15 protein-coding genes are annotated in these 15,543 nt (G+C 68.1%); 7 read left to right on the plus strand and 8 right to left on the minus strand.

Going from position 1 to position 15,543, the window contains the following annotated elements:
* Positions 1–19 precede the first annotated feature (19 nt).
* Positions 20–778, plus strand: a complete 759-nt coding sequence (locus tag ACFVMC_RS25025; RefSeq protein ID WP_379214015.1) for a transglycosylase SLT domain-containing protein — start codon at positions 20–22, stop codon at positions 776–778.
* A gap of 80 nt (positions 779–858) precedes the next feature.
* Complete coding sequence (locus tag ACFVMC_RS25030) at positions 859–1,305, plus strand: hypothetical protein (protein ID WP_379214017.1); 447 nt, start codon at positions 859–861, stop codon at positions 1,303–1,305.
* Here ACFVMC_RS25030 and ACFVMC_RS25035 read toward each other — a convergent pair.
* The 8 genes from ACFVMC_RS25035 to clpB form a co-directional block, all read right to left on the minus strand.
* Positions 1,302–1,913, minus strand: coding sequence for a HEAT repeat domain-containing protein (locus ACFVMC_RS25035; RefSeq protein WP_379214019.1), 612 nt, complete (start codon positions 1,911–1,913; stop codon positions 1,302–1,304). The two genes, ACFVMC_RS25030 and ACFVMC_RS25035, sit on opposite strands and share 4 nt — an antisense overlap.
* Before the next feature lie 49 nt (positions 1,914–1,962).
* A complete protein-coding gene (locus ACFVMC_RS25040) occupies positions 1,963–2,652 on the minus strand; it encodes a lysoplasmalogenase (RefSeq protein ID WP_379214020.1) in 690 nt (229 codons plus the stop codon).
* A 10-nt stretch (positions 2,653–2,662) separates the two neighbouring features.
* Entirely contained in the window at positions 2,663–3,721 is a 1,059-nt protein-coding gene (locus tag ACFVMC_RS25045) for a beta-ketoacyl-ACP synthase 3 (protein WP_379214022.1), read from the minus strand.
* A gap of 50 nt (positions 3,722–3,771) precedes the next feature.
* Entirely contained in the window at positions 3,772–4,305 is a 534-nt protein-coding gene (gene pyrE / locus ACFVMC_RS25050; protein ID WP_379214100.1) for an orotate phosphoribosyltransferase, read from the minus strand.
* 25 nt (positions 4,306–4,330) lie between these two features.
* Complete coding sequence (locus ACFVMC_RS25055) at positions 4,331–5,143, minus strand: SDR family NAD(P)-dependent oxidoreductase (RefSeq protein ID WP_379214024.1); 813 nt, start codon at positions 5,141–5,143, stop codon at positions 4,331–4,333.
* 24 nt (positions 5,144–5,167) lie between these two features.
* On the minus strand, positions 5,168–6,091 hold the full coding sequence (locus tag ACFVMC_RS25060) for a hypothetical protein (RefSeq protein ID WP_379214026.1): 924 nt from the start codon (positions 6,089–6,091) through the stop codon (positions 5,168–5,170).
* A 68-nt stretch (positions 6,092–6,159) separates the two neighbouring features.
* The gene (locus ACFVMC_RS25065; protein WP_379214028.1) at positions 6,160–6,882 is read right to left on the minus strand and encodes a DUF5666 domain-containing protein; all 723 of its coding nucleotides are present in this window, start codon (positions 6,880–6,882) and stop codon (positions 6,160–6,162) included.
* A 57-nt stretch (positions 6,883–6,939) separates the two neighbouring features.
* Complete coding sequence (clpB, locus tag ACFVMC_RS25070; protein WP_379214029.1) at positions 6,940–9,495, minus strand: ATP-dependent chaperone ClpB; 2,556 nt, start codon at positions 9,493–9,495, stop codon at positions 6,940–6,942.
* Between the two features lie 195 nt (positions 9,496–9,690).
* Here clpB and ACFVMC_RS25075 point away from each other — a divergent pair, with 195 nt between their 5' ends.
* The 5 genes from ACFVMC_RS25075 to grpE all read left to right on the plus strand — a co-directional run bounded on the left by ACFVMC_RS25075 (position 9,691) and on the right by grpE (position 15,522).
* The gene (locus tag ACFVMC_RS25075) at positions 9,691–10,626 is read left to right on the plus strand and encodes an NADP-dependent oxidoreductase (protein ID WP_379214031.1); all 936 of its coding nucleotides are present in this window, start codon (positions 9,691–9,693) and stop codon (positions 10,624–10,626) included.
* Between the two features lie 174 nt (positions 10,627–10,800).
* Positions 10,801–11,958: a globin domain-containing protein gene (locus tag ACFVMC_RS25080; protein WP_379214033.1), complete on the plus strand. Its 1,158-nt coding sequence runs from the start codon at positions 10,801–10,803 to the stop codon at positions 11,956–11,958.
* An 11-nt stretch (positions 11,959–11,969) separates the two neighbouring features.
* Entirely contained in the window at positions 11,970–12,740 is a 771-nt protein-coding gene (locus ACFVMC_RS25085; RefSeq protein ID WP_379214035.1) for an FAD-binding oxidoreductase, read from the plus strand.
* Between the two features lie 308 nt (positions 12,741–13,048).
* On the plus strand, positions 13,049–14,896 hold the full coding sequence (dnaK, locus tag ACFVMC_RS25090) for a molecular chaperone DnaK (protein WP_379214037.1): 1,848 nt from the start codon (positions 13,049–13,051) through the stop codon (positions 14,894–14,896).
* Entirely contained in the window at positions 14,893–15,522 is a 630-nt protein-coding gene (grpE, locus tag ACFVMC_RS25095) for a nucleotide exchange factor GrpE (RefSeq protein ID WP_379214039.1), read from the plus strand. The genes dnaK and grpE overlap by 4 nt, the downstream gene beginning before the upstream one ends.
* Positions 15,523–15,543 lie beyond the last annotated feature (21 nt).

The raw sequence follows: 15,543 nt of genomic DNA on the forward strand, positions 1-15,543 counted from the left end.
TCCAGACAGGAGGACCGTCATGGAGATCAACGTAGAGGGCCTGAAATTGCTGGCCGGTGCGCAATCGGCGGCCGCGCTGGCGCTGGCGGACAGCGCCGGTCGTTTGCGCAGCGCCGCGTCCGAGTTCGTGCCGGCCCAGGTCGGCCGGGAGTATCTGCGATACGGTGAGCAGATCGTGACCGCGATGGAAACGATCGGCCAGCAGGTCACGGCGTGGGCCGACACGCTCGAGCAGACCGGCCAGAACTGGCTGACCAGCGCCAACGCGATGGCCGCGGGCGATAATTCGTTCGCCGCCACCCTCCAGGCGCTCACCCAGGGCGAATCCCCCTCGAGTGAGCTCACCTCGAACGCGCCGAGCAGCGAAGCGCCCACCGACAACCCGGAATACAGCAACGAAGCCCCGACCACCATGCCCAGCGGCGAGCAGAAGGACTGGATCGACGAGGCCATTCGCGAACTGCGCGCCGCGGGCTACGACATCAAGGACAGCGACGCGGCCATCATCGCCAAGATCATCGAGAAGGAATCCGGCGGCAACCCCAACGCCATCAACAACTGGGACAGCAACGCCGCGGCCGGTACGCCGTCCAAGGGCCTGATGCAGACCATCGACCCGACCTTCAACTCCTACAAGCTGCCCGGCCACGACGACATCTACAACCCGGTCGACAACATCATCGCCGGCACCAGATACGCCATCGAACGCTACGGCTCGCTGTCCAACGTGCCCGGCATCGTGGCAATGAACTCCGGCAACAGCTACGTCGGGTACTGAACGGGATTTCGTCAAGGCTGGTTCACGGCGCCGCGGGCCGTCCTATTCTGAGCGCAGGGTTTCCGGGGTGGAGGCTTGGCATGGACCACGCGCGCATTCTCCGCACGGTGCTCGGCGTCGTCGCCGGGTACCTGATCCTGCTCGGCCTGTGGCTGGGCTGGTTGATCCATCACACGCCACCCGGGACCCTCCCCTTCCAGGTGGTCGCGATGGTGGGGCTGTTCGGTTCCGCCGTCGGCTTGGGGATGCTGCTGACCACGCGCCCGTCCCGCGCCGATCGGTGGCTGTGGCGGCACGGGCTCGAGGGCTGGGCCCTCGTCATCGACCGGCACCCGCTCGAACCCGACGGCCGGCGCGGCGAACTGACCCGGCTCGAACTGGAACTCACCGTTCCCGGCGCCGAAACCTACGCCGGCTCGATCACCCTGACCATCACCCCCGCCGACAGCCCGAAACTGACTGTCGGCTCGACGATTTCGATCCGCGTGGATCCAGCCGACCGCGACCGCATCATCCTGGTGCTCTAACGGCCTGCCGCCGCCAGCTCGGTCAGACTCGCGACAGCGGTTCGCGCCGCCTGCCGCACCGCCTCGTTCGAGTCCTCGACCAGCGGAGTCAGATCCGTGATCGCATCCACCGCACCCAGATCACCCAACTCGTCTACCGCACTCTCGCGAACCAGCGCATGACGATCCGACAGCGCTCGGATCAGAATCGGTTTCGCCGACTCTCCGGAATTCCTTCGCACGTACTGAAGAACCGCACTCCGCACGGTGGGCGACTCGTGATCGAGGAACCCGAGTACTTCACCCTGCACATCGGCGGCCCCCAGATATCCGAGCGCCACGATCGCCTCGGCGAGCAGATCCGATTCGTGTTCCCGCAACAACTCCCGCATCCTGGCACCGAAGATCGGATCAGTGCCGGAAACCTGGAAGAGCCCATCGATCACAGCGAGCGCCTGCGGAAGCTGCTTTCGATCCAATTCCGCATAGAGACAATCGATTCCGGGCCGACCCGACGCCGCGATCCGCTCGACCACCGCTTCGTAGTAGTCGTCGTAATTCCCGCCGCTACGCAGCCGCGCCACCAGTTCGTCCAGCGAGAGATCCGCCAATTCTGGATACAGATCCACAGTCCACTCTCGTCGACGGCCTACGTAAACAGCTCGGGGAAGTGGGTGGTCAAGGCTTGCGGTGCACTCGCGGATCGGCCAGGAAGTATTGGGCGGCAGCGTAAGTCGACAGGATGAGCCCCTCGGCGAGATGGCGGGATCGGGGGCTGCGCGCGAACAGACGACGTAGCACGATGAGTCCGTCGGAAATCGTGAACAGCAGCGCGCCGATACCCAGGCGGCTGCGTGGATCGGGATTCGGGAGATTCAGGCCCGCGATGTTCTTCGCGTCGGGCGCCAGCCCGGGATCCGACGCCAGCACGGCGGCCGTGCCCAGCGTCGCACCGTAGGCCGTCAAAGGTGTTGCGACCGAACGGGCTCGCGCCCGCAGCAGCGCGCCCGCGCCGAGGCAGGCCAGGACCCGCGGCACCGCGATCGCGGGCCGGGGCCGGGCGCCCTGGCGCAGCCACAGCGCCGAATACCCGGTCTGCATCACCGCGAACGAGGACGCGCCCGCGATCAGCCGCCGGTCGTTGTCCGGGTCGATCAACAGCACGTCACCCACCGTGGCCGCGGCGAGCGAACCGAGCAGCAGCCCGCGATCGACCGGATCCAGCTCGACCTCGGCGGTGGCCACATCCGCCGCGAGCAGCGGCATCAGCAGCGGCTTGGCCACCCACTGCACCTTCTCGCGACCGGTGACCGCGCCGAACACGGTGACCGCCGCGGCCGCCAGGAACCCGGCCCGAAACACCCGCACGACAGCGTCCTCAGAAACTCGGCTCGGCCGGCGCCGGCGGCAGGGTGACGACCTGGCCCGCATAGCTCAGACCCGCGCCGAACCCGAGCAGCAGCGCCGTCTGGCCGCCCTTCGCCTTCCCGGTGACCAGCATTTCCTCCATGGCCAGCGGAATCGACGCGGCGGAGGTGTTGCCGGTGTTCTCGATGTCGTTGGCCATCGGGATATCGTCGGCCAGACCCAGGTTCTTGCGCATCAACTCGTTGATCCGGGCATTGGCCTGGTGCGGGACGAAGACCTCGATATCGTCCTTGGCGACTCCGGACATCTCCAGCGCCGAGGCCAGCGCGCGCGGCAGCGTCACCGCGGCCCAGCGGAACACGCTCGGCCCCTGCATACGCAGCGACATCCGGCCGATCGCCTCGACCTCCGGGTCGACGCCCTGCATGGCCTGCGCCTTGTTCATGTACTCCAGGAAGTCGACATCCTGGGCGATGGCTTCGGCATGCTCGCCGTCGCTGCCCCACACCGTCGGGGAGATGCCGTTCTCCTCGGCCGGGCCGACGACGACCGCGCCCGCGCCGTCGCCGAAGATCATGGCGGTGCCGCGATCGGTCGGATCGAGGCCGACGGTCATCGTCTCGGCGCCGATCACCAGCACATATTCGGCGGAGCCTGCGCGGATCAGGTCGGCCGCGACGCCGAGGCCGTAACCGAAACCACCACAGCCCGAGGTCAGGTCGAACGCGGGGACGCCGTTGATGCCCAGGTCGTGCGCGATCGTCGGGGCGCCGTGCGGGGTGAGTTTGAGCCAGCTCGACGTGCACAGGATCACCGCGCTGATCTTCGACCGGTCGATCCCGGTGTTGTTCAGCGCGCGGGCACCGGCCGCGGCGGCCATCGAACGCAACGTCTCCTCGCCACTGATCCAGCGGCGATTGCGGATACCCGTGCGCTCGAAGATCCACTCGGGCGTGGAATCCAGGACCGCGCACACTTCCGCGTTGCTGACGATGCGCTGCGGACGGTAAGCACCGATTCCGAGCATCGCAACGTTCTCGCGACCTTTGTTGACAGCAATGCTCACCATGGGTGACTCACACGACCCTTCACCGGACAACCCTATAACCGATGCCCAGGCTAACCCAGGGCAAGGTCCTTGAGACCGAGGATGGAACGGTACTCCAGCCCCTCGGCCGCGATCACCTGATCGGCGCCGGTCTCCCGGTCGACCACGGTGGCCACACCGACGACGGTAGCGCCCGCCTCCCGCAGCGCGCGCACCGCGGTCAGTGGGGAGTTGCCGGTGGTCGTGGTGTCCTCCACCACGAGCACGCGTTTGCCCACGATGTCGGGCCCCTCGATCTGGCGCTGCATCCCGTGCGTCTTGGCGGCCTTGCGCACCACGAACGCATCGATCGGGCGACCCGGCGCGTGCATGACCGCCAGCGCCACCGGATCCGCGCCCATGGTCAGACCGCCCACCGAATCGAAGTCCCAGTCCGCCACCAGCTCGCGCAGCAGCCGGCCGATCAACGGCCCGGCCTCGTGGTGCAAGGTGGCCCGGCGCAGGTCGACGTAGTAGTCGGCCTCCTTGCCCGAGGACAGCGTGACCTTGCCGTGCACCACCGCCAGCGCGCGCACCAGCGCGGCCAGCTTGTCGCGATCGAGCAGGGTTGATGCCTCGCTCATGACTTGTTTACGTCCTTCCGCGTGAGTTGAACAGGCCGCGATTCATGCGCACCTGGAGGGCTCGCGGAATCATGCCAGCCGCTGTGGTGAGCACCTTGTACTGCACTCCGGGCACCGATACCACCCGGTCCTTCTCCAGATCACCCAGTGAATCCGCGACCACCTGGTCGACCGTCAACCACATCCGCCGCGGTGTCGAGGACATCTCGATACCGGCGCGCTCGTGGAATTCGGTGCGCACGAATCCGGGACACAGCGCCTGGACCCGCACACCGGTGCCGGCCAGGCCGCCCGCCAAACCCTCGGTGAAGGATACGACGTAGGCCTTGGAGGCCGAATAGGCCGAGCCCCGACCGGGCACCAGACCCGCCACGCTGGCCACATTGACGACGGAGCCCTTGGCCGCCGAGATCATGGCCGGGAGGGCGGCGTGGGTCAGCCGCAGCACCGCGGTGACATTGACGTCGAGCTGGGCTTGCAGCCGCTCGTAGGGCAGCGTCCAGAATTCGCCCTGATGCGCGAATCCGGCGTTGTTGACCAGGAATTCGAGACCGGCCGCGGCCCGTTCGGCGACCCGTTCCCGATCGGCCTCGACCGCGAGATCGGCGGTGAGCACCTCCGAGCGGGTACCGAATTTGCGCTCCAGCTCACCTGCCAGGGCGGTCAGCCGTTCGGTGTCGCGGGCCACCAACACCAGGTCGTAGCCGAGGGCGGCGAGCCGACCGGCGTAACCGTGGCCGATACCGGAGGTGGGGCCGGTGACCAGGGCGACGGGGCGGGTAGCGCCGGGCAGGCGCGCGGAAGCAGCACTATCGGTCATGGCGACCATATTCCCATCAGCGGTTTATTGCGGGACCGGACCCTGGTACGGACGGAAACCGGGGTGGAACGGGCCGCCGGGCTGCGCCTCGTCCCGGCCGCGCGGCTCGTCGTCCTCGTCGAGCTGTTCCGCACGGACCCGGGCGTCGGGGACCACCGCCAGCGACGGGCGGCGCGGCGGCTCGGGTTCCTCGTCGTAGCCGGGGAACTCGTCGTCGCGCTCGTCGTAGTCCCAGTCGTCGCGCTCACCCAGATCGGGCACGTCCAGTTCGGAGTCGAAATCGTCGTCCTCGTCCGGATGCGGGCGGGATTCGTGACCGGTCGCGCCGGGGCGCGGATCGGCGACCGGGGGCAGCACATGCAGCAGACCCGAGAGCCGCAGCACGGCGTCGATCGTGGTCTCCCAATCCTTGGGCACCGTGCCGATGGAGAGCATGCCCAGCGTCCAGTTGCCTTCGGACCACAGCATCTGCACGGTGTCGGGCAGCGACTCGATGAACGCGACCATCCGCTGATCGACCGCGTGCCTGGCGATTTCGGGATTCGTCGCGAACACCACCCGGTCACCGATCGCGCCGAGCAGCTCCAGATCGGCGTCCTTGGGCGGAGCGGCCGTCTTCAGCCGCATGTCCACGTCGATATCGGAGCCGATCTGACGTCGGACGGCGACCAGGGTCGCCGCGTCTTCCAGGTCGAACAGAACGAACTTCTCGCCCTTGCGAATTCCGGACACCACGTCCACGGCGGAGAGGTAGCCGAGCTTGGCCAGGGCGCCACGCCGCCAGGTGGCGGGCAGCGCCGGTTCCACCGATACATACGTGTAGCCCTGGGATTTCGCCCAGACCTGGCGTGCGTGACCGGTCCGCTGCCGCTGGACCCGATCGAAATACAGCAGCACGATCGCACCTATCAGTGCGATCGCCGCCAACCCGAACCACAATGCCGTCATCGCCATCTACCTTAATGGGCGCAGCCCGGCAGAGTTCGTCATTGTGGGCGCGCCGAGGCAGAACCTCGTCACCGAGGGCCGCCGGGCAGCGCGGTGCTGATGATGAACTTGGCCAAGATGGACCCGTCCGGATTCTTGTCACCCTGCACCATCACTATGTCACCGACGGGCAGGTCCGACACCTTCGAGCCGGACAGCGAAATCACCTGGGTCATCTCGTCGGTGCGCACGGTGACGGTGGCGCCGGAGGTCGCCTCCAGGGTGATGGTGCCGCCTTCGTTGGCGTCGATGGTGCCCATGGTCGCGCCGAGATTGTCGAATCCGGGCAGACCGGGCAGCTCCGTGCTGCTGGGGTCCCCCGATTCCGGCGGCAGTACCGGGGCGGCCGGGAGGGACCGGGTGGTGGTGCCGCCCGCGCTGTCGGAGCTCGAATCGCGACTACCCAGCAGCGCGCCCAGCATGGCGGCGGCCACCGCGACCAGCGCGACCACACCGAGCGAGAGCGCGACCCACAGCCCGATATTGCGTTTGGGCGGCGGCCCCGGCGGTGGCCCGCCCGGCGGCGGACCACCGGGCGGCACCGCACCGGGCGGTGGATACTCGTTGCCGTATCCGCCTTCGTAAGCGCCCCACTGGTTTTCGGCCTGCGGTAACCGCTCGGTCGGATGAGGTGGCGGGGGCGGCCACGCCCCGTACTGTTCGGTCGACGGATAGACCGAGGGCTCCTGGCCGTACTCGGGCGGCGGGCCTTCTTCCGGACGTTGCCCCCAAGGATCCTTCGGGTTCGTCATGCACTCCAGGGTAGGCGCGCGAGGACGGTCCGCCCGGGAAGACGGACCGTCCGGTCGCTACTTGCCCACGACCAGGGTGTCGCGGTTCTGATCCAGGTCGACCTTGACCGTGTCGCCGTCCTGCACCTCACCGGCCAGCAGCTCCTTGGCCAGGGTGTCGCCGATCGCCTGCTGAATCAGCCGGCGCAGCGGCCGCGCGCCGTAGGCCGGGTCGTAGCCGCGCATGGCCAGCCACAACTGGGCCGCCTCGCTCACCTCGAGCGTCAATCGGCGTTGCGAGAGCCGCTTCTGCAGCTGCTGCAACTGGATGTCGACGATCGAGCGCAGCTCGTCCTCGTCCAGATGGTGGAACATCACCACATCGTCGAGGCGGTTGAGGAACTCCGGCTTGAACGCGGCGCGCACCGCCGTCATCACCAGTTCCGGATCAGCGCCCGCGCCCAGGTTCGAGGTGAGTATGAGGATCGTATTGCGGAAATCGACCGTGCGGCCCTGACCGTCGGTGAGCCGGCCCTCGTCGAGCACCTGCAGCAGGATGTCGAACACATCCGGGTGCGCCTTCTCGATCTCGTCGAACAGGATCACCGAGTACGGGCGGCGGCGCACCGCCTCGGTGAGCTGACCGCCCTGGTCGTAGCCGACGTAGCCGGGCGGGGCGCCGACCAGGCGGGCCACCGCGTGCTTCTCGCTGTACTCGCTCATGTCGATCCGGACCATGGCGCGCTCGTCGTCGAAGAGGAAGTCCGCCAACGCCTTCGCCAGCTCGGTCTTACCCACACCGGTCGGGCCGACGAACATGAACGAGCCGGTCGGGCGGTTCGGGTCGGCCACACCGGCCCGGGCCCGGCGTACCGCGTCGGAGACGGCTTGCACGGCCTCGGACTGGCCGACCACGCGGCGGCCCAGCTCGTCCTCCATGCGCAGCAGCTTCTGCGTCTCGCCCTCGAGCAGCCGCCCGGTCGGGACGCCCGTCCAGGCCGACACCACATCGGCGATATCGTCCGGGCCGACCTCCTCCTTGAGCATGATCTCGCCGTCGGCCGCACCGGCCGAAGCCTTTTCGGCCGCGGCCAGCTTCTTCTCCAGGTCCGGGATCCGGCCGTAGCGCAGCTCGGCGGCCTTGCCCAGATCGCCGTCGCGCTCGGCGCGCTCGGATTCACCGCGCAGCGTCTCGAGCTCCTCCTTCAGGGTGCGCACCTGATCGAGCGCGCCCTTCTCGTTCTGCCAGCGGGTCATCAGCTGGTTCAGCTTCTCCTTGCCGTCGGCGAGTTCGGAGCGCAGCTTCTCCAGCCGGATCTTGGAGGCCTCGTCGGTCTCCTTGCTCAGCGCCATCTCCTCGATCTCCAACCGGCGCACCGAGCGCTCGATCTCGTCGATTTCGACCGGGCGCGAATCGATTTCCATGCGCAGCCGGGACGCGGCCTCGTCGACCAGGTCGATCGCCTTGTCCGGCAGGAAGCGGGCGGTGATGTAACGGTCGGACAGGGTGGCGGCGGCGACCAGCGCGGAGTCGGTGATCCGCACGCCGTGGTGCACCTCGTAGCGCTCCTTGATGCCGCGCAGGATGCCGACGGTGTCCTCCACCGAGGGCTCGCCGACCAGCACCTGCTGGAAGCGGCGCTCCAGGGCGGCGTCCTTCTCGATGTGCTGGCGGTACTCCTCCAGCGTGGTGGCGCCGACCAGGCGTAGCTCGCCGCGGGCGAGCATCGGCTTGATCATGTTGCCCGCGTCCATGGCGGATTCGCCGGTGGCGCCGGCGCCGACGATGGTGTGCAGCTCGTCGATGAACGTGATGACCTGTCCCGCACTGTTCTTGATGTCCTCGAGCACGGCCTTGAGCCGTTCCTCGAACTCACCGCGGTACTTCGCCCCGGCCACCATGGCGCCCAGGTCGAGCGACACCACGGTCTTGCCGCGCAACGACTCCGGTACGTCACCGGCGACGATGCGCTGCGCGAGGCCCTCGACGATGGCCGTCTTGCCGACACCCGGCTCGCCGATCAGCACCGGGTTGTTCTTGGTGCGGCGGCTGAGCACCTGGATGACGCGGCGGATCTCGGAATCGCGCCCGACCACCGGGTCGAGTTTGCCCTCGCGAGCCAGGTCGGTCAGGTCGGTGGAGTACTTCTCCAGCGCCTGATAGCTGCCTTCGGGGTCGGGGTTGGTGACCTTCGCGCTGCCGCGCACGGCGGTGAACGCCTCGCGCAGCGCGTCGGCGGTGGCGCCGTACTTCTGCAGCAGCATGGTGATGTCGGAGTCGCCCGAGGCCAGACCCACCATGACGTGCTCGGTGGAGACGTATTCGTCGCCCATTTCCGTGGCCAGGTGCTGCGCGGCGGTGATCGCGGCCAGGCTTTCCCGGCCGAGCTGCGGCTGGGTGGTGGCGCCGGAGGCGCGCGGCAGTCGGTCCACGATGTCGCGGGCCTCGCGCCGGACCGCGCCCGGATCCACTCCGACCGCTTTGAGCAGGGGGGCGGCGATGCCGTCGGTCTGATCCAGCAACGCCACCAGCAAGTGCGCCGGACGGATCTCCGGATTGCCCGCGGCGGAGGCCGCCTGGAGGGCGGCGGTCAGGGCCGCCTGGGTCTTGGTGGTGGGATTGAACGAGTCCACGATCACCTTCCTACGAGTCGATTGGTTACACCGTCCAACGCCGTAAAGGTTGAGTCTGTTCCGCTCAAGTTCGAATTTTTCGTGACCTCGATCGCTCACGCTACGCCGCACCCGGGCCGAATGCGATGAATCGCGCCGCCGGTGGTGTAGGGATGCATAGAACGTCATATTCAGCACGAATCGAGGAGCGGGACGATGCGCGCGATCGTGGTACGTCAGTTCGGAGCGACCCCCGAAGCCGCCGACATGCCGGTGCCCGAACCGGGACCGCGCGAGGTCCGCGTCTCCCTCGAAGCCGCCGGGGTGAACCCCTTCGACAGAAAGCTCGCCGACGGCATCCTCGACGGCCGGCTGCCGCACGACTTCCCGCTCGTGCTAGGCGTGGACGGCGCGGGCACCGTGCTCGAGACCGGCGCCGAGGTCACCCGTTTCGCGGTCGGCGACCGCGTGGTCGGCAAGTTCCTGGCCGACCGGGCCGGGCACGGCGCGTTCGCCGAATACGCGGTGCTGCCCGAGGACGCCACCCTGGTCCGGATCCCCGAGCGGGTGCCCACCATGGCGGCCGCGGCCGTGCCCACCGCGGGCATCACCGCGCAGGATCTGGTGGACGCCGCCAAGATCGAGCCCGACCAGACCGTGCTGATCGTCGGCGCGACCGGCGGCGTCGGGGTCTTTTTGGTGCAGCTGGCCACGCTCGCGGGCGCACACGTCATCGCGACGGCGCGCGGGGACGCGGCGGATCAGATGCAGCGGCTGGGCGCGGCCGAAACCGTCGACTACACCCGGGGTTCGGTGGCCGAGCAGGTCGCCGCCCGGCACCCGGATCGAGTCGACGTGCTGTTCGACCTGGTCAGCCCGCCCGAGGAGCTATCCGAGCTGACCGCGGTCGTGCGCGACGGCGGCAGCGCCTACTCCACCGTCTTCGCCGCCGACGCGGACGCGTTGCGGGACCGCGGCATCGACGGCGGAAACTTCGAATCACACGGCGCTGCACCGGAATTGGCTCGGCTGCTGCGTCGGGTCAGCGACGGCGACGTGGTGATCCCGATCGAGCGGACGGCACCGCTGGCCGAGGCGGCGTCGGTGCTCGGCGCACCGGGCGCGCGCGGCAAGACGATCTTGACCATCTGACCGCCGCGGGAGCATTCACTTCCCCCGCGTACAGCCCGGTTTGCCGACAGATTACGGTTGGCGCCGGTCATACCCCGCCTTACGGTGACGACCTCCGGTTTTTCCTGGATACTGGTTGCGACACGGCCGACGGGTATGTCCCTGGGCAAGACGAGGGAAAGGAAGCTCCACGTCGTGGATGCGCGTTCAGCAGCGCTGGTCCGCGCCAACTTCCGTTCGGTGACCGACGCACCGAACGGACCCGAGCGGTTGACCAGCACGTTCTACGGCTTTCTGTTCGCCGAGAACCCCCAGCTCCGTGAGCTGTTCCCCCCCGCGATGGATATGCAGGCCAAGCGACTGGTCACCGCGATCCAGTTCGTGATCGATCACCTCGAGGACTGGGAGCGCGCTCAGAAGTTCCTCGAGCAGCTCGCCCGCGACCACCGCAAGTACGGTGTGTCGGCGACGCACTACGACCTGGCCGGGCACGCGCTGTTGCAGGCGTTCCGCTCCTACAACGGGCCGGGCTGGAATCGGGAGCTGCACGAGGGCTGGCGCGATGTCACCATCCTGATCTCCGCGGCGATGGCGATCGGCGCGAATTCCGACAAGTCGCAGCCGGTCTGGGAGGCGACGGTGGTCGGGCACCGGCGGGTGCTGGAGGATCTGGCGATCGTGCGGCTGCAATCGGAGACTCCGATCCCGTATCAGGCGGGCCAGTACGTGCCGGTCACGATTCCGCAGCGGCCCCGGATGTGGCGCTACCTCTCCCCCGCGATTCCGTCGAATCCGTACGGGGAGATCGAATTCCACGTCCGCAAGATCCGCGGCGGCTGGGTCAGCCCGGCCGTGGTCAACGAGACCAAGGTCGGTGACCGCTGGCAGATCGCGGCACCGCTGGGCGGGTTGCGCGTGGATCGCGAGAGCAAGCGCGACGTGCTGATGATCGGCGCGGGCACCGGCATCGCACCGCTGCGCGCGCAGCTGATCGAGATGGGCCAGCGCGGGGTGAACCCGCGGGTGCATTTCTTCATCGGCGGGCGCTACCCCTGCGATCTGTACGACGTGGAGAACATGTGGCAGCTCTCGCAGAGCAATCCGTGGCTGACCATCGTCCCGGTCTGTGAGCAGAAGACCAATCCGTGGTGGTTTCCGCACCCGCCCGCGGAGGAGCCCTACGGTATGCACCGCCGGCTCACCGGCAATCTGGGCGCGGTCGTCGCGAGCTTCGGCGCGTGGGCGGACCGCCAGATCCAGATCGCCGGTTCGGCGCGCATGATCGCCGACACCCGGCGGGCGCTGGTGTCGGTCGGCACCCCCGAGCACATCATTACCTCCGATCCTGTGTAAGCGAGACATCCTTGGCGATCGATCCCAGCCCCGGCACGCCTGAAGAGTGGACGGCGACCGTCGTCGGCCATCACCGGCTGCGCCACGATCTGGCCGTCATCCGGCTGATCGGCGAGTTCGTGCCCTTCACCGCCGGCCAGTCGGTCGAGGTGCGGGTGCCGCAGCAACCGGAGGTGCGGCGGCGGCTCTCGCCCGCGCTGCCCCCCTCGCTGGACGGGAAGCTCGAGTTCCATGTGCGCACGGTGCCCGGGGGCTGGCTGAGCGGCACCCTGGTCGCCGACACCCAGATGGGCGACGAGTGGCGAATCTCCGCGCCCGCGGGCCTGTTCCGGGTCGATCCGGCCGGTGACGAGGTGGTCATGATCGCGGGCGGCACCGGGCTGGCCCCGATGCGCTCGCAGATCTTGGAGCTGGCGCGCGTTCCCGAGCCGCCGCGCACGTATCTGTTCGTCGGCGGGCACAGTCCGCGCGATCTGTATGCCGCGGACATGCTCAGCCTGCTGGCCGAGCAGCTGCCGTGGCTGACCGTGGTGCCGGTGGTGCAGAGCGTGACCGATCCGGGCTGGGTCGACGAGTGGTACGAGCGATCGCGGGTGGATATCGGTTTCGCGCCCGAGGATCTGTTCCAGGGCACCCTGGCCGAGGTGATCGGATCGCACGGCGCGTTCGCCGCGCATCAGGTGCTGGTCTGCGGTTCGCCGGCGATGGTGCACGCGACGGTGAACCGCCTGCTGGAGACGGGCACCCCGGCGGAGCGGATCCAGTTCGAGGGCTTGCAGTAGCCCGACTATCGGACCAATCGGTCTTTTTCTATTACGAACCGGCCACATCATGGCCGAGCACGGGCCGCCTGACGAGAATGGCGGATGGTGTCCGTGACGATCCGGGAATAGATCGTGCGGGCAGCCGGTTGAGCTGTCTAGATGTTGAGCGTGTTCGACTCAAGTTCCGTTTGACTCCCGGCGAGACCGAGGGCAAGATTGAGCCGACCACGCTCAGCATTGCTGGGACCGTGCTCCGCGAAGGTGCTTGGAGCCGCCGAAATGCGCCCGGCACCGACAAGTAATACGTCCAACTAGGAGGAACCACCATGGCTCGTGCGGTCGGAATCGACCTCGGGACCACGAACTCGGTCGTCGCCGTTCTCGAAGGCGGCGAACCCGTCGTCGTCGCGAACTCCGAAGGATCGCGCACCACCCCGTCCGTCGTCGCGTTCGCGAAGAACGGTGAGGTTCTGGTCGGCCAGCCCGCCAAGAACCAGGCGGTCACCAACGTCGACCGCACCATCCGCTCGGTCAAGCGCCACATCGGCACCGACTGGACCACCGAGATCGACGGCAAGAAGTACACGCCGCAGGAAATCTCCGCGCGCACGCTGATGAAGCTCAAGCGCGACGCCGAGGCATACCTCGGTGAGGAGATCACCGACGCGGTCATCACCGTCCCCGCCTACTTCGAGGACGCGCAGCGCCAGGCCACCAAGGAAGCCGGGCAGATCGCGGGCCTGAACGTGCTCCGCATCGTCAACGAGCCGACCGCGGCCGCGCTGGCCTACGGCCTGGACAAGGGCGACAAGGAACAGACCATCCTGGTCTTCGACCTCGGTGGCGGCACCTTCGACGTCTCGCTGCTGGAAATCGGCGAGGGCGTCGTCGAGGTTCGCGCCACCTCCGGCGACAACCACCTCGGTGGTGACGACTGGGACGAGCGCATCGTCAAGTGGCTGGTCGACAAGTTCAAGGCGTCCTCAGGCATCGACCTGACCAAGGACAAGATGGCCATGCAGCGCCTGCGTGAGGCGGCGGAGAAGGCCAAGATCGAACTGTCGTCCTCGCAGTCGACCTCGATCAACCTGCCCTACATCACCGTCGACGCGGACAAGAACCCGCTGTTCCTCGACGAGCAGCTGACCCGCTCGGAGTTCCAGAAGATCACCTCCGATCTGCTCGACCGCACCCGTGCGCCGTTCCAGCAGGTCATCAAGGACGCCGGCATCAAGGTCTCCGACATCGACCACGTGGTCCTCGTCGGTGGTTCCACCCGTATGCCCGCCGTCACCGAACTGGTCAAGGAGCTGACCGGCGGCCAGGAGCCCAACAAGGGCGTGAACCCGGACGAGGTCGTCGCCGTCGGCGCCGCCCTGCAGGCCGGTGTGCTCAAGGGCGAAGTCAAGGACGTCCTGCTGCTCGATGTCACCCCGCTGTCGCTGGGTATCGAGACCAAGGGTGGCGTGATGACCAAGCTCATCGAGCGCAACACCACCATTCCGACCAAGCGCTCGGAGACCTTCACCACCGCCGACGACAACCAGCCGTCGGTGCAGATCCAGGTGTTCCAGGGTGAGCGCGAGATCGCCTCGCACAACAAGCTGCTCGGCTCCTTCGAGCTGACCGGCATTCCGCCGGCCCCGCGTGGCGTGCCGCAGATCGAGGTCACCTTCGACATCGACGCCAACGGCATCGTGCACGTGACCGCCAAGGACAAGGGCACCGGCAAGGAGAACACGATCAAGATCCAGGACGGCTCCGGCCTGTCCAAGGAGGAGATCGACCGGATGGTCAAGGACGCCGAGGCGCACGCCGCCGAGGACAAGGCCCGCCGCGAGGAGGCCGAGACCCGCAACCAGGCCGAGTCGCTGGTGCACCAGACCGAGAAGTTCATCGCCGACAACGCCGACAAGGTCCCGGCCGAGGTCAAGACCAAGGTCGAGGCCGCCATCGCCGAGGCGAACGAGGCGCTGAAGGGCACCGATATCGCCGCCGTGAAGTCCGCGGTGGAGAAGCTGGCGACCGAGTCGCAGGCGCTGGGCCAGGCGATCTACGAATCGCAGGCCGCCGACGCCGCCGCCTCGGGCAACGGCTCCGCGCCGCAGTCCGATGACGACCAGGTCGTGGATGCCGAGGTCGTGGACGACCCGATCGACACGGAGAAGAAGTGAGCGAGGGTAACTCCACTCCCGAGGAGCCGGTGACCTTCGTCGACAAGCGCAAGGTCGACCCTGAAACGGGCGAGGTGCGGGAACCGGTCGCGGCGGAGGCCGCGGCCGGGAACGGCAGCGAAGCCCCGGAGGCGGCCGATCAGCTCGCCGACACCATCAGCGTGGAACTGGCCGAGCGCACCGCCGATCTCCAGCGCCTGACCGCGGAGTACGCCAACTACCGGCGCCGCGTCGACCGCGACCGCAAGGCCGCGATCGACGGCGCCAAGGCGGCCGTGGTCACCGAATTGCTCGGTGTGCTCGACGATCTGGACCGGGCCCGCGCGCACGGCGATCTGGAGGGCCCGCTCAAGGCGGTCGCCGACAAGCTCGCCGGCGCACTGCAGAAGCAGGGTCTCGAGGAGTTCGGCGCGGAGGGCGAGCCCTTCGACCCGACCCTGCACGAGGCCGTGCAGCACGAGGGTTCCGGCCACGAGCCGGTCCTGGGGCTGGTCATGCGCAAGGGTTATCGCTTCGGCGAGCGGGTGCTGCGGCACGCGCTGGTCGGGGTCACCGATCCGGTGGCCGAGCAGCCCGCGGCGGAAACGGCGGCATCGGATGCTGATGCCGAAGCGAACAACGAGTAGTCCGGAAGGAGGAGACGCACG

Source organism: Nocardia sp. NPDC127579 (assembly GCF_042672005.1).
In the GTDB taxonomy this organism is placed as follows: Bacteria; Actinomycetota; Actinomycetes; order Mycobacteriales; family Mycobacteriaceae; genus Nocardia.

What these genes read in the sequence shown, in the direction of transcription:
- ACFVMC_RS25025 (WP_379214015.1), top strand. Translation starts at nt 20, where the DNA reads ATGGAGATCAACGTAGAGGGCCTGAAATTGCTGGCCGGTGCGCAATCG.
- ACFVMC_RS25030 (WP_379214017.1), top strand. Translation starts at nt 859, where the DNA reads ATGGACCACGCGCGCATTCTCCGCACGGTGCTCGGCGTCGTCGCCGGG.
- ACFVMC_RS25045 (WP_379214022.1), bottom strand. Translation starts at nt 3,721, where the DNA reads ATGGTGAGCATTGCTGTCAACAAAGGTCGCGAGAACGTTGCGATGCTC.
- ACFVMC_RS25055 (WP_379214024.1), bottom strand. Translation starts at nt 5,143, where the DNA reads ATGACCGATAGTGCTGCTTCCGCGCGCCTGCCCGGCGCTACCCGCCCC.
- ACFVMC_RS25060 (WP_379214026.1), bottom strand. Translation starts at nt 6,091, where the DNA reads ATGACGGCATTGTGGTTCGGGTTGGCGGCGATCGCACTGATAGGTGCG.
- ACFVMC_RS25065 (WP_379214028.1), bottom strand. Translation starts at nt 6,882, where the DNA reads ATGACGAACCCGAAGGATCCTTGGGGGCAACGTCCGGAAGAAGGCCCG.
- ACFVMC_RS25075 (WP_379214031.1), top strand. Translation starts at nt 9,691, where the DNA reads ATGCGCGCGATCGTGGTACGTCAGTTCGGAGCGACCCCCGAAGCCGCC.
- dnaK (WP_379214037.1), top strand. Translation starts at nt 13,049, where the DNA reads ATGGCTCGTGCGGTCGGAATCGACCTCGGGACCACGAACTCGGTCGTC.